The sequence below is a fragment of the Granulicella sibirica genome (assembly GCF_004115155.1).
Classification (GTDB): Bacteria; Acidobacteriota; Terriglobia; order Terriglobales; family Acidobacteriaceae; genus Edaphobacter; species Edaphobacter sibiricus.
On record NZ_RDSM01000006.1, the window covers coordinates 32,585 to 45,197 of the forward strand.

Here is a 12,613-nt window from a genome sequence, read left to right on the forward strand (position 1 = left end):
TAGACCCCATCAAGTTGTCAGAGTTTTGGTTGTATTGCAACAAGGGGTCCCTACACCAAACGTCAAAAATCGTACGCTAGCGAATCGAGGCAGAACGGGCAAACTGGCGTGAGCGGCGTTCACAGGACTAATCCTGCTTGAGAATTTGCATTTCTGGAAATTCGATACCGGCATGACCATCCCTGCTCTCGACCATTTGGTTCATTTGATCCCAATAGCGCTGGATCGATGGTGGAACGTGCTCCGGTGCATCGTGGTCTTTCCATCTGAAAAGTTCAACAATGATCGGCTTTCCGCGTTCCTCTCCCTGCATGACAACATGTGGTCCATCGAGAACAAGGTTCTGAGCACGAAGCGCGGCCCAGTACTGAGGCATCAGTTTGAGGAAAGCAGGCACTTGCTCGGGCTTTACCCTGAATGTCGCGAGCACGGTTTCCGGCTGCGTTGACGAGGATTGCGCGCCAGAGTACGCGGGAAGTGACAACGCCGCTCCGACCAAGAGCACCAGATATCGAATTGTCCGATTACAAATCATTTGTTGCTCCTTTCGGCAGTCCTGACCATCTCGCTCATCAGCCCGAGCGTGTTGCCAGCGGGATCTTTGAGAAAGGCCATCCAAAGATCGTGGCTCTTCATCCTTGCAACCAGGTGCGGCTCTTGGGCAAAGCGGACACCACGAGATGCCAAGGTTTGCGCGGTAGCCGTCAGGTCCGTAACGCGAAAGTACACGATGGTGCCGTCTGACGCGGCAGAGTGTTCTCCTTCTCCGATCATGAGTCGTACTGGACCACATTGAAAGAACGACATCTTTCCCGCGTCGAAAAGAAACTTCAGTTCCAGCACATCGCGGTAAAACACTTTTGCTTCTTCCAAGTTCAGAACGGTAAATGCGATCTGCGCAACGTCTTGAAGCACCACAGGTGCGTTTGTTCCCAGTTCTATTTCCATCGCCCCTCCAATCGTTAGCATTGCTAATGAATTATGATGAGAACCGGAGAAGATGTCAACGTTGAAAGAACACGATTCCGACCATCTCGCGGAGCAGCTTCACTCAACGGCTATACGCCTGTTGCGAGCTGTCAGGCGAGCAGACCACTCCAGTGGCTCGACTGCGCCTCGCCTGTCCGCTCTGTCCGTTATCGTCTATAGCGGATCGATCACTCTTGGCGACTTGGCCGAAGCTGAACAGGTGCGACCTCCAACAATGACGCGGATCGTCAACGCCTTAGAGGAGCAGCAACTCGTCGTCAAAGCCAAAGATACGAAAGATGGAAGGATCATTCGGATTGCTGCAACAACAAAGGGCAAGAAGCTGCTTCTACAGGGTCGCGCACGACGAGTCCGCCTCCTGAGTGAGCAGCTTCAGCTTTTGGGAGTGGATGAACAAACGAGGCTTGCTGCTGCTCTTAAGACGCTCCAACATGTGGTCGAACTGATACGTGAATGATTTGTCTCGGCAAGTCGCAATATCGGAAGTTCGGGTGCTGCGGCGACCGAAGACGTTCTTCGGCTTGCACAAACGAACGTATACGCACAGGTGAGGGCAGAAGCCGTAATCTCAGCGATTCGAGTTGCAAAATCCTATCGCGATAGTCTTTCGATCGGTCCGCTTGGCAGTCACTCGATCTACCTCGCTGACCACGCACACACCGATAATCAGCCATCATTCGCTATCTATGTGCCTCCTGCTGCATCTATCGATTGCTGACACACTGATGGTCCCTTCCTGGAATCAGCTCTTTGGAAATAATCCAAAGGGCCGGGGCAGCGTACTGCTCTGAAACGGTGGTCAGTGAGTACAAAAGTTCGGTCTAGGCTTGAACAGATGTGAGCGTTATTCCTCTGATGCGATTGTCATTACTAATCATGCTGTTGCTCCTACGCCCTTGCGGATCAGCCATACTCCCAGAGGAACCTCGTACAGCAGGATCGGAAACCAAAGCCAGTTCACGACTCTTCCCGGCAGAAGGGTGGCCACGTACAGAGGCACACAAACCAGCTGCAGCCCTATCGTAACGACACCGGTCCATGCCATCCAGCGAGGAATCAGCCGTCCCGCGAGTAGAAGGTAGGCGAAAAGGAAGCCACCTACGACAAAACAAAACTGACCAAAAAGATCATCCGGCCGGTTGAAAATCTCACCCGCGATCGCGAGACACCCGGCGCTGCTTGCGCACAATGGGTTCCAGGCCGTCGCCAGCTTCATCAGTTCCAGTTTGCCGAGGAGCGGCACAAAGCCGGCGAGCCCTTCGCCGAAACGGAAAGCCATCGCAAGCAATGCAACGGTTACGTCGACCGTCCGGGATAGCCGGTACAAGGTCACGGCCAACACCACAGCACAGACAATCTGCAGCAGGTCGAGAAGAACGGTGACCTGAGCGATGGCGATCGTGCGGCGCAGGGTGGACAGCATTTGCGAAGTGTCTGCTCCCGCAGTGGTCTTTCCGGAGAGAACCGCGGCCGACATCGCGAAGACGATGTAAGCGAGGTAGGCATAACCTGCCAATTTGCCTTCTGCACGTTGCGTCATCGCCGCTCCTCAGTCAAGAACTCTGGGTCCTGTATGCGCCATCCCCACCCGAGTAGCCAAACCATAAATATCAGCTCCGCCGCGAAGACCGCTTTGAGGGAATGCAAGTTTGCATCCGGGAACAGTTAGATGGAAACGCTGTCGACGACCCACGCCCAACCGTCAACGAAGAGCAGCCAGCCAAGCCATCGCGGAAGGTAAGACGAGCGAGCAATCAGCCACCCGGTCAGCACGAGATGCAAGCCAAAGAGGATCAGCGAGAGCCCCGATCCGGAGCGGTAGGCTCCGAGTAGTTCCGCAATCTGTAGTGGAAGGCCGGCTGCAGAGGTATGCCGCGAATAATCGGGAACGGCTACGAAACGGTAAATCAGTCCGAGGTTCGCAATCGCAGCCAGCCACACCGCCGCATACACGAGTTGCAGCAAAGACCCGAGCACCGCTAAAGCACGATTGACTGGTCGTAGCAATGTGTATAGTGCCCAAGCCATGACCACGTCGCCGATCGCGCTGACGACGTACGACAGCACCGCTGCCGAAAACAGGTGCGGGTGAATGGTCAGGTTCTTAACGGTCTCAGCCGGATCTGCGGATATCAACCGAGGCATGACATAGGCTTCGGCGAAGGTCACCGGGTTCAGCAGGTAGGTGAACCCCGCGACAAGAGCAGCTTGCTTCAGGCTCAGCGGATCAGCCCAGATTGCCTCTTTGGAAGACTGCATCGTTGCCTCTCAGGAGATCCCGCGCGGAGCATTTTCAGGTTGGTTGCTGAAAGCGTATACGGAATCGAGAGAGCGCGAGTTCCCGCGAAGTTAATGCTCGGGACAGCTGAACGATATGAGTCGAGGCGGTGGGTTTTGTGGAACGAGCGTCCTTGGCTCGTTCCACGTTCGCAAATGCGGTGGAATCTTATTGTGGGATGAAGATCCTATCCGTCATAGGCGATGATGCCGCGGAAAACCTCTTCGGCATTCTGCTGCTCTATTACCCCCGACAACTCCCGGTTGTGCTTGATATGCCACCGAAGGTCCAGCATACTGTTGGCAACGAGGACCATCATGAATCGAATTCTCACGACCATCTGTGCCTTAGCTCCATTCGCAGCAGGAGCCGCAGCATTTTCGATATCTGCGCCCATCGGCTTAACGCGGACTGACCTTCAACGGCACGATCTTTCCATCGAAGGTCACGAGGCAATCCAGACACGTGTAGATTTCGCCAGGGGCCATCGCGCCGTGGCATAGCCATCCGGGAGAAGAGCTAGTCTATGTCCCCCAGGGTGAGCTGGAGTTTCAATTTGAAGGCGAAAAGCCTGTCACGCTCAAGACCGGCGATGTTCTCTTCGTTCCTCCTGGGAAAGTACACATGGCACGTAATCCCGGATCAACCCCGGGCGTCGAGCTAGCGACCTATATCGTCGAAAAGGGTAAACCACTCCTGGTGCGTGCTCACAATCCGTAACAGAAACAGGCTGGCGTTAGCTCATCGGTAAAGAGAGGACTATATGGACCGGCGTCAATTTCTCGCGGGGTTTGCAGCCCTGGCTACCACCCGAACCGTTCGTGCCGCAAGCGGTACTCGCCGGTCAACAGCACGACGCGATGTACACCGCGCCAGAACTTCTGGCACGAGAGTTGACAGCCTATTTCCTGGTTTGATCAAAGATGCCTGCCTTGCATCTGCACCAGCTTGACCGTCAGTCGCCTATGGGGTTGCTCTGCGAAGTGTACTGCCTCGAAAATCGGGTTGTCGGCAACTTCACATTTATCCCGTCGTCGAGGCTGTGGGTTTGTGGGACGAGCGCTCTTTGCTCGTTCCAGGTTCATGCGCACATTTGGTGATTCTTTCCCCGATAGGCTTTTGGGTATAGACAAGAAGGTAGCTCTGGGGATCTTTGCGGCGCAAGCCGATGAGACAAGCCCTGTTACCGGATCAAGAAGAAGTGACGCTGGAGTCGTTGACGACGACCGCGAGTAGCGGTGTGCTCATGATGCTAAGAGCCTCACGCCCAGGAGTGGCCTGCCCGAGCTGCGGAACAGTGTCCCGGCGGGTCCACAGCCGTTATCTCCGTGCGATTGCAGATCTGCCGTGGGAAGGCATCTCGGTCATGATCCGGCTGCGGACGCGACGGTTCTTTTGTACAGACGACGGTTGTCCCAAGCGCATCTTCGTCGAGCCCCTGCCCCAGACGGTGAACCGCTATGGGAGACGAACCTGCCGCTCCCGCCAAGCGCTGGACTCGATTGCCATGGCACTGGGAGGAGCTGCCGGTGCAAGGCTGGCCCGCCAACTGGGATTGCTTGTTCATCGATCAACGCTGCTTCGGGTTCTGCGGCAAGGCCGGAGTTTGGCCGTCCCTACTACACCCCGTGTCCTCGGCATCGACGATTGGGCCTGGCGCAAGGGCCGAAGGTATGGAACGATCCTGTGCGACCTCGAGCGTGGCGGCGTCGTGGATCTTTTGCCCGACCGCGAACGAACAACCGTCGAGCACTGGCTGCGCGTTCATCCGGGCGTTGAGATCGTCAGTCGCGACCGCGATTCGGCCTACTCCCAAGCCGTGCGGCAGGCGGCTCCACGGGCTATTCAAGTTGCCGATCGCTGGCATCTGCTGCGAAGCTGCAGCGAGACGCTCAGGAGATCCCTGGCCCACTGGGATACTGTGCTTCAGCAAGTGGCTCAGACCAGTGTTCGAGAGCGGAAGCCTGCCAGACCCGTCACCGTCCAGCCATCGCTCAAGGTAGGTCCCGGTCCTATCTCCCCAGCCAAGATCGACGCCAGGTGCCGCAACCGCGAGCGGCGTCACGCACGCTACTTGGAAGTGATGGAGCGCGTGCATCAAGGCTATTCAGATAACAAAATCGCACGCGAACTGGGCCTGGATCGCAGCACCGTCCTGCGCTGGCGCCTGGCAGGCCAGTTTCCGGAGCGGCAGGATGTCCCTCGCTCACGCCAGGTGGATACCTTCTCTACCTATCTCCAGCAGCGATGGGATGAAGGATGCCGCACCGGAATGGAGCTCTGGACAGAACTACGTCAGCAAGGGTTCACGGGAGGCTTAGACCTGGTACGGATCTGGATCCGTCGCCGCTATGGCCTGCAGTCCCGTCGCACATACGAACGACGGCCGAGACAGAGGCGAGCGAGCGCAAGCCAGTGGCTATGGCTGCTCCTGAACGAGCCCGCTCGTCATCGACTCCTGCTGGCCGATCTCTACCGCCAGATGCCGGAACTGGCCGCCAACGCGCAGGCCGCCCGAGAGTTCTTCCGCATCGTTCGAAAGCGCGACATCGCGGCCTGGCCGCGATGGCTGGAACAGGCACGTCACACGGCACTCGCCGGCTTCGCGCTCTCTGTTCAACGAGACGAGGCCGCTGTCATGGCTGCCCTTCGCCTGCCCTGGAGTAATGGTCCGGTCGAAGGTCACGTCCACCGGCTCAAAATGCTCAAGCGCCAGATGTATGGTCGTGCCGGATTCGACCTGCTGCGCTTGCGCGTCCTCCACGCCCACTAAACCACACCGCGCAGGTGTCCGCTTAGACTGGATCGTCCTTCACCAAATGTGCGCATGAACCCGTTCCAAGCGCTTGCGCGTCAAATCCATAGCCTGCGTTTAGTGCTGCCCATGCTTCTTCCCGGCCTGCGGAATCGGGGCGTGGGTGTCCGCTGCAGCAGGTGTGGGGGCAAGGAGAAGATGGGTCGGACCCAACAATACTGTCACTGAAGGCAATCTGTGAGACTCTTTCCGGCCGTTCTGATCTTCGGCGGCGCTCTGTAGGTCCCCAAAAGTCTGACTTATCGCAAAACTTGTAAGTTTTGCGACGATTCTTGCTCCTCCAGATATGAGCCACACGCGTGTCGCGGAAGTTGGTATCGAGCGAACTCTATTGCTATATGTTTTGCGACGGATCAGAGGATCCTGTCCGGTTTCAGGATCAGCGGCGGCCAATCTGTCCCGCCAGATTGCCCCCAGTGACAACGTTGTTGGGTCTGCCCCGTATTCTTTGGCACGAGCAACACCCGGAAGCGCACGAGCAGACCACCCTCGACTTCAAAGTGCGAGGTCCCGCAGCCGCAGCCATTCCCTTGTTCGAGATCAAGGTTTCGCAGAAGTGAAGTCCCGCTATCCGGTCACTCCGGACGGACGATATTTTGTAGTCAAAGGGCGTCTCTGGCGATGCACAAACCCTTCACTTCCGTCCGAAGCAAAGCAGCTCCTGGTCAAAGAGTTGACGGAGGCGCGAAGGGCAAAGGGCGCAGCTATGCGCATTCGGGATTTGGTCGGTCGCGAAGCAGCCCGGAAGAGGGTTGATCGAGCCAAACATCAATTGGGTGAGCGCGGGCCGGTTTGGTGGACTGACGGTGCTCCGGACTGGAATCGGCATATGGCAGTCAACACGCCATATGCCGATTGGTTTATCAGTTTATCCGTTTAGCAGTGTGATTTTTTAAGGCCGAACAGGTCTGCCGTACGCCGGTTTAGGACTTGATGAGTGGGATGTCGAGGAGCTGGCCGACCTGAATCTTGTTCGCGTCGGCCAGGTGATTGGCCTTGGCGATCTCATTGTACTTATTGGCGTGACCGTAGAAGAGATCGCTCACTTTGCTGAGATTGTCGCCTGATTGAATGGTGTAGGAACCGTCCTGACCGCCGGTGTTGCTGATCTCATGCTTTAGATCAGCGTACTGTGGGTCGACCTGCTTGATGATGTCCCAAACGCGTTCCAGAACTACCTGCGATGGAACCTGAGCAACGAGATGGTACTGCTCACCTACCAGGTCGGAGCCTACAAACTTGGCACCGTAGGGCTCGAACTTCTTAATCATGTCGACGACGGGAGCGTATTTCTGCTGCAATGCCTGAAAATCAGCCACTTCGGTTCTCCTGGAATATGGGTTTAGAGGAACTTGCTGAGAAGCTGTGATGCCATGCCACCGTAGCCACTCTGTGGCGGAGCCTGCTGGCCCCCATTGGTGAAATGCGCGAGGACCATGGGAAGCACCGTTGCCATGGCTAGCTTCGCGATTTCAGGCGAGACACCGGCCTTCGCAGCAACGTTCTCGATGAAACCGGTGTTTCCGAGACCTTGTTCGATCTGGCCGGGCGTAGCGGCGGGTTCCTGGCCGTTGGACCAGTTTTGGACGTGGTCGGCCATACCGTTGTTACGGAAAGAGTCGATGACGCCGGAAAGGCCGCCAGGATGCTGTTCAAGAGCCTGCATCATGCCGCTAGCGACATTCGCGTTGGTGCCTGGATTTGTGCTCTGGCCCTGTTGACTGGCCATTCCTTCAATTGTGTCTAGTAGTCCCATACATGACCTCGGGTGTGAGATTGCGGAAAGCTGGTTGAGCTGAATGAGGTGCATCTCAGGCTTCTCCTCGGCCTGAGACCTTGGGGTGAAACGCTACTTGGGGCAGGGCTTTCCGGCGTCAGGGCGTGCGCCTTTGGCAATGGCGTCAGACTCGCTCATGTAAGAACCCTTTTTCGTCTTGCCGTAATACCGATCGCCGCTGCAATGGTAGACCTTGGTGGAGGTATTGACCCAAACCTGGCCCGGTCCGCCCCCGGCTGCGGGCTGGCTCGGCATAGTTGACGGGCTGGAGGTCGCAGACGGGCGAGATGCGGGCGCAGAGGTCGGGGCCGGAGGCGGCGTTGGAGCTGCGCTGGGCGTTGCCGCTGGGGCCGGTGCCGGTGCTGCCGAAGCTGTTGCGTACCAGGTCTGCACGCCCTTGTGTCCGGAGCAGGCTCCGCTCTTAGCCTTGGCGGTGGAGTAGGTGCCGTCTTTACACTGTCCCGTCGCCCCGGCGGGGGCCTGTGCGTGAGCAAGGGTACAGACGGACATAAAGAGTGCGGCGAAAACAGCGATGGCGCGTTTGGTCATAGATCCCCCATAGATCCGGCTCAAAGGTCTTGTTCGCAGCCGGTTGCGCCATTGGATGCGCGCTCTAGCCTTCCCCTATCGCGACCAAGGTGTTTCCATGAAATTGCCGGGATTTATGTCGTCTCCCAGACTCACATTTCAAAGTTTCAGGTACAACCGAAGCCAAAAAGTAGGCAACTCAATACTGGGAACTAGGGGCTGCAGGTATCGATCCGAAGGCCGCTCTCCTCTCCATCAAGCACGAACAATAGCCCACGTAGCACCCTGAAATCGCGGCCCAAGCCGACGTAGAGCTGTGCCTGCAGCCGTAAGATCTCGCGACTTCACCTATGGAGGATTCATGGCAATGACCGACGAGCTCACTCATCTTGTGTGCCTATTCCATCATCAAGATCAGGCTGCCGCAGCAACGGAAGATCTTTATAAGCAAGGCATTCCTCCCTCGTCCATCGCTGTCATCGGAAAGGAAGGACCTGAGCATGCCGCTGGTTCCACTCTCGATGAATTTGGAATTCCAGCTCGTGACCGCGAACATCTTCTGGAAGGAATACGCAACGGCGGCGTTGTCGTGGCGGTTTCGAACGTGCAAGGGCATGTTTCTGCTGTTGAGAAGATCTTTGGAAGCCACAAGGCTACCAAGATTGATGATGCTGTCGTGACGCCCAAAGCTGCTGCACTTCCGGTTGGAGCGGAGGATGAGACAACTATTCCCCTCGTTGAAGAGGAGCTCGCCGTGGGCAAGCGAACGGTGGATCAAGGTGGCGTCCGTGTTTATCGGCGAGTCATCGAGATTCCTGTAGAGGAGTCGATCGACCTCCGCGAGGAGCATGTCGTTGTCGAGCGAAATGCCGTGGACCGTCCGGTCACGGATGCAGATCTGGCACTTCAGGGCAATCAAGTGTTCGAACTCACCGAAACAGCCGAAGAAGCCGTAGTCGGAAAGACAGCGCACGTTGTAGAAGAAGTGGTCGTGGGCAAGACCGCATCGGAGCGTACGGAGCATATTCACGATACGGTCCGCCATACCGAGGTTGAGATTGAAGAGATTCAGCCCGAGAGCGAACTGAGAACGCCAGTCAAAACGAACTAATTTGTAGGCCCATCCGGTATCCCAGGAGCAATTCATGGCTGAACGCGTCAAAGTCTACGAAGAGACCAAGAAGGTAATTCCCGTCTGGGCTTGGCTCCTGCCACTCCTTCTTCTGCTGGCTCTCCTCGCCTATTTCCTCACCCACCGCCATCCTGCTGACGGCGCACCAGTTGTCAGCTCAACGGCTGCCGCGCCTGCATTTCCGGACCTCGGTTCTGTGCATTTCGACACAGACAAAGCCACTCTGACACCGGAAGGCCAGGCGACTCTACAGCAAGCTGCAGCGGCGATGAAAGCAAATCCCTCCGCCCATCTCCGGATCGAGGGCTTCACCGACAGCACCGGTTCAGCACCCCACAATGCAGATCTTTCGGAACAGCGGGCACTCGCAGTCGCTGGCTACCTTAAGGAACAAGGTATTGATGGAGGTCGATTGACTGGCGGAGGCTTTGGAGCTCAGAAGCCCACCGACACCAATGCGACTCCGAATGGCAAGGCGGACAATCGCCGCGTCGAACTCTTCTCGCAGCCGCAGTAAGCACTGCAAACAATTCAAGCATCTAACTCACACCAGGAGAATATATATGTCGAAGACAGTCGTAGGGCTTTTCAGCACAATGGCGGAAGCGAACAAGGCGAGGCAGGAGTTGATCACGGACGGCTACGAATCCCATAACATCCACGTCATGGCCAATGATGAGGGTCCAGCTTCATCGTCTGCGCCAACTGCAAACGAATCAGGCTATACAGATATCGGGAGCGGGGGCGGCACGGGGATCGGAGAGAAGATCAGCAGCTTCTTCCGTTCACTCAGCGGCGGCGATGACCACGCCCATGATCATTACGCGAAAGGGGTAAACGCGGGTGGTGCGCTCCTCGCAATCACGGTACCGGACGAAGAAGCTGCCGAGGCAGCCACTTTTCTAAAGCAGGTTGGAGCTCGCGATATCGAGGGCGGGTCGAGCAGTCAGTACCAAGGTTCCGCGAAAACCGCAGCAGAAGGCGTAGCGATCCCAATCGTCGAAGAAGAGCTCGTAGTCGGGAAGCGCGAGGTTGATCGCGGTGGTGTCCGCATCTACTCCCACGTTGTAGAGCGTCCGGTCGACGCGGACATCAACCTCCGCGAAGAGCAGATCAACGTGGAGCGCCGCGCGGTCAACCGGCCTGCAACCGCAGCTGATTTTGCTGCCGGTAGCGGATCCGTCATCGAGTTGAACGCAACTGGAGAGGAAGCCGTCGTGGGCAAGACGAGCCGAGTCGTAGAGGAGGTTCTCGTCGGCAAGCAAAGCAGCGAGCGCACTCAGGCCATCCATGATTCCGTTCGCAAGACAGAGGTGGATGTCGAGGAGGTTCCCGGCGAGACCACTGGAGCCGGCATCTCGAAGGATCGCTACTAGACGATCACGTATTTCGCTCACCACGCAGGCCGGACATCAACACGTCCGGCCTGTGGCATTTTGCCCGATAGGAGTTTCTATGACTGACACTGAATCTGCCACGTCAACAGTGGATGACCAGTCCACTACCCGGCCCAATGTCCTTGCCGTCTCTGGGCAATTCGACGCGACTCAACCATTTACTGAGATCTGGATGGCCAACGGTGAAGTGGTTCGCCTACCGACCAGTGTGCTTCTTCAGACCTCTGACGTATGGAAGTCCGCTGACACGCGGGCGGACGTTCTCTCCTCGAACAACAGCGTCACAATCCCGTTGGTTGAAGAAAGACTGGAAGTAGGGAAGCGGACTGTTGCTACGGGCACGGTTCGCCTGAACAAAACGGTCCAGGAATACACCGAAGCCCTAGATGAGACCCTCGCGGTCCGCACATTTGATGTGGAACGCATCGTTATTAACCAGCCTGTAGATGCTCCTCCGCCGGTCCGCCAAGAAGGGAACACCACCATCTACTCGCTCGTAGAGGAGCGATTAGTTCTTACGAAGGAGCTTGTTCTCAAAGAGGAGATTCGCATCATTCAGCGTGATACCGAGCGACACGACACTCAGGTCGTCACCCTACACAAAGAACACATCTCGGTTGAACGCGTTCCGGGATAAGACGATGTGGGTGCACCGTCTGTGTCGCCGCAAACATCATCAACTTTGAGAGGTACGGCTACTACAATCTGGGTTGGGGGCAGGCGGACTAGAGGCGACGTGAAGAGAGACGCTCACCATCTCGTTTCCGTTCATCGTGGCCACGAGGATGCAGGCTTGCTCAAGGTCGTCGGCAGCTTCGATCTGCCATGGCATCAGGTTGATGCCGTGTCTTTCGGTGTGAGTATGCCCCTGCATGATCACCTCGCTGGGAATTTTCGGTTCCTGATCTATACAGTCGCGCGGAATCCTAGGGTATGCAATCCAACGGACGGGTTATCGGCCGTATCTTTGCTGGTTCGTTAGGGCCACGGCAATCCTGTAAGCATCGAAAACAAGAGTTATGGACCAGATGGTAGGTACACCCGTACATCTTCGACAAATACTGCGCAACATCGTGCGCGAGCCTGTAAAGACTCTGGTTCCCCCGTGGAGCTGGAAGGCCGCGGCCTTTGCTGCAGCGGTGCGTGGAGCAGCCTTTTTCTTTACGAATCTTCAGGCTGGGCGAGGAGAAGCGACAAAGGCACTCATTGTCGAAGCAGTATTTGCTTTCGTCACGGGAGGATTGATTGGAGCGATTTCACAGCAGTTGCGGAATGCGGAGCCTCTTTGGGCGACCGCTGCCGTGGTCTGGATAGGTTTGCCGGGCATGATGCTCCTGGCTCAGTCGGGAGTTCATCGACTCGCGCACACGCCTCACCTTAGCGGCGGACTTGTTCTTTCATTCTTAGTGTCTGCAATCTCAGCAGCCTTCAGTTGGTACGCCATGCGTCATGGTGCGATGTTGGGTGGCTCTCAAGAGACCACCATTCTTCACGACATAGAAGTGTTGCCGAAGATCCTGCTTAATTTCCTTCTCGCTGGTCCCACCGTGTTGGCTTCGTTTCTGCAGACAAAACGCCATGGCTAGATTCCGGAGCCCACAAGCCGCGCAGGTCTCAGTACCGTTATCCTTCTCCGCGCAACCGAACATTAAGTCTTGGGTTTAGGTTTCAGGCAGCCTTTTTAGCTCCGCTTGCG

16 protein-coding genes are annotated in these 12,613 nt (G+C 56.7%); 8 read left to right on the forward strand and 8 right to left on the reverse strand.

Annotation, left to right across the window (positions count from 1 at the left end; translation table 11 throughout):
* Positions 1-127 precede the first annotated feature (127 nt).
* Together GRAN_RS23475 and GRAN_RS23480 are read right to left on the reverse strand one after the other, a co-directional pair.
* Entirely contained in the window at positions 128-535 is a 408-nt protein-coding gene (locus GRAN_RS23475) for a putative quinol monooxygenase (protein ID WP_128915513.1), read from the reverse strand.
* The gene (locus tag GRAN_RS23480) at positions 532-948 is read right to left on the reverse strand and encodes a VOC family protein (protein ID WP_161571138.1); all 417 of its coding nucleotides are present in this window, start codon (positions 946-948) and stop codon (positions 532-534) included. Before GRAN_RS23480 ends, GRAN_RS23475 begins: the two co-directional genes overlap by 4 nt.
* Positions 949-1,000: 52 nt before the next feature.
* Here GRAN_RS23480 and GRAN_RS23485 point away from each other — a divergent pair, with 52 nt between their 5' ends.
* Positions 1,001-1,447 carry a MarR family winged helix-turn-helix transcriptional regulator gene (locus tag GRAN_RS23485; RefSeq protein ID WP_128915515.1) on the forward strand — a complete coding sequence of 149 codons (447 nt, stop codon included), beginning with the start codon at positions 1,001-1,003 and terminating at the stop codon, positions 1,445-1,447.
* 417 nt (positions 1,448-1,864) lie between these two features.
* Here GRAN_RS23485 and GRAN_RS23490 read toward each other — a convergent pair whose 3' ends face one another.
* The 3 genes from GRAN_RS23490 to GRAN_RS26800 form a co-directional block, all read right to left on the reverse strand.
* A complete protein-coding gene (locus GRAN_RS23490; RefSeq protein ID WP_128915516.1) occupies positions 1,865-2,530 on the reverse strand; it encodes a DUF4386 domain-containing protein in 666 nt (221 codons plus the stop codon).
* Between the two features lie 125 nt (positions 2,531-2,655).
* Positions 2,656-3,249 carry a DUF4386 domain-containing protein gene (locus GRAN_RS23495; protein ID WP_128915517.1) on the reverse strand — a complete coding sequence of 198 codons (594 nt, stop codon included), beginning with the start codon at positions 3,247-3,249 and terminating at the stop codon, positions 2,656-2,658.
* Positions 3,250-3,455: 206 nt separating this feature from the next.
* A complete protein-coding gene (locus tag GRAN_RS26800; protein WP_277751250.1) occupies positions 3,456-3,587 on the reverse strand; it encodes a hypothetical protein in 132 nt (43 codons plus the stop codon).
* 167 nt (positions 3,588-3,754) lie between these two features.
* Here GRAN_RS26800 and GRAN_RS27180 point away from each other — a divergent pair, with 167 nt between their 5' ends.
* Positions 3,755-3,988 carry a cupin domain-containing protein gene (locus GRAN_RS27180; RefSeq protein WP_421800883.1) on the forward strand — a complete coding sequence of 78 codons (234 nt, stop codon included), beginning with the start codon at positions 3,755-3,757 and terminating at the stop codon, positions 3,986-3,988.
* 448 nt (positions 3,989-4,436) lie between these two features.
* The gene (locus tag GRAN_RS23505) at positions 4,437-6,041 is read left to right on the forward strand and encodes an ISL3 family transposase (protein WP_128915518.1); all 1,605 of its coding nucleotides are present in this window, start codon (positions 4,437-4,439) and stop codon (positions 6,039-6,041) included.
* A gap of 965 nt (positions 6,042-7,006) precedes the next feature.
* Here the strand turns inward: GRAN_RS23505 and GRAN_RS23515 are convergent.
* From GRAN_RS23515 to GRAN_RS23525, 3 genes are all read right to left on the reverse strand, one after another.
* Entirely contained in the window at positions 7,007-7,402 is a 396-nt protein-coding gene (locus GRAN_RS23515) for a LysM peptidoglycan-binding domain-containing protein (protein WP_128915520.1), read from the reverse strand.
* 23 nt (positions 7,403-7,425) lie between these two features.
* Positions 7,426-7,812 carry a YidB family protein gene (locus GRAN_RS23520; RefSeq protein ID WP_241655127.1) on the reverse strand — a complete coding sequence of 129 codons (387 nt, stop codon included), beginning with the start codon at positions 7,810-7,812 and terminating at the stop codon, positions 7,426-7,428.
* Between the two features lie 120 nt (positions 7,813-7,932).
* A complete protein-coding gene (locus GRAN_RS23525) occupies positions 7,933-8,409 on the reverse strand; it encodes a DUF3761 domain-containing protein (RefSeq protein WP_128915522.1) in 477 nt (158 codons plus the stop codon).
* Positions 8,410-8,749: 340 nt separating this feature from the next.
* Between GRAN_RS23525 and GRAN_RS23530 the strand changes: the two genes are divergently transcribed.
* The 5 genes from GRAN_RS23530 to GRAN_RS23550 all read left to right on the forward strand — a co-directional run bounded on the left by GRAN_RS23530 (position 8,750) and on the right by GRAN_RS23550 (position 12,503).
* The gene (locus GRAN_RS23530) at positions 8,750-9,499 is read left to right on the forward strand and encodes a YsnF/AvaK domain-containing protein (protein ID WP_128915523.1); all 750 of its coding nucleotides are present in this window, start codon (positions 8,750-8,752) and stop codon (positions 9,497-9,499) included.
* Positions 9,500-9,533: 34 nt separating this feature from the next.
* Entirely contained in the window at positions 9,534-10,037 is a 504-nt protein-coding gene (locus tag GRAN_RS23535) for an OmpA family protein (RefSeq protein ID WP_128915524.1), read from the forward strand.
* A gap of 46 nt (positions 10,038-10,083) precedes the next feature.
* The gene (locus GRAN_RS23540; protein ID WP_161571139.1) at positions 10,084-10,896 is read left to right on the forward strand and encodes a YsnF/AvaK domain-containing protein; all 813 of its coding nucleotides are present in this window, start codon (positions 10,084-10,086) and stop codon (positions 10,894-10,896) included.
* A 79-nt stretch (positions 10,897-10,975) separates the two neighbouring features.
* Entirely contained in the window at positions 10,976-11,554 is a 579-nt protein-coding gene (locus GRAN_RS23545; RefSeq protein WP_161571140.1) for a YsnF/AvaK domain-containing protein, read from the forward strand.
* A gap of 382 nt (positions 11,555-11,936) precedes the next feature.
* The gene (locus GRAN_RS23550; protein ID WP_241655128.1) at positions 11,937-12,503 is read left to right on the forward strand and encodes a hypothetical protein; all 567 of its coding nucleotides are present in this window, start codon (positions 11,937-11,939) and stop codon (positions 12,501-12,503) included.
* Positions 12,504-12,613: the final 110 nt, after the last annotated feature.